Consider the following 286-nt stretch of genomic DNA (forward strand, 5'->3'; position numbering starts at 1 on the left):
TGTGTATTCATTGGATTTTGTATTGTTCAATTTCTTAAATATAGGGGTTTCAAAAAAGATAAAGAGAATAAAAAGGGGAATAGTAAAGGTTGATATATCGTTTATAAGTTGTATTTATAGCCATAACTTTAAAGGCACCTTGCCTAGGTAATACATGACAAATATTTAATAAAGAAAGAGAGAAGAACACATGACGAAACCTAAAATTTACACAATGAGCTTTGCAAAAGTCTATCCTCTCTACATCGCAAAGGCAGAGAGAAAAGGACGAACAAAGGCTGAAGTC

General features: G+C 32.2%; 1 protein-coding gene. It reads left to right on the top strand.

Features of this window, described 5'->3' with window-relative positions; translation table 11 throughout:
- Positions 1-190: 190 nt before the first annotated feature.
- On the top strand, positions 191-286 hold a 96-nt coding region (locus tag SB658_RS23220; RefSeq protein ID WP_410602630.1), incomplete at its 3' end, for a DUF2200 family protein.

The organism is Bacillus sp. SIMBA_008 (assembly GCF_046535495.1).
In the GTDB taxonomy this organism is placed as follows: Bacteria; Bacillota; Bacilli; order Bacillales; family Bacillaceae; genus Bacillus; species Bacillus subtilis.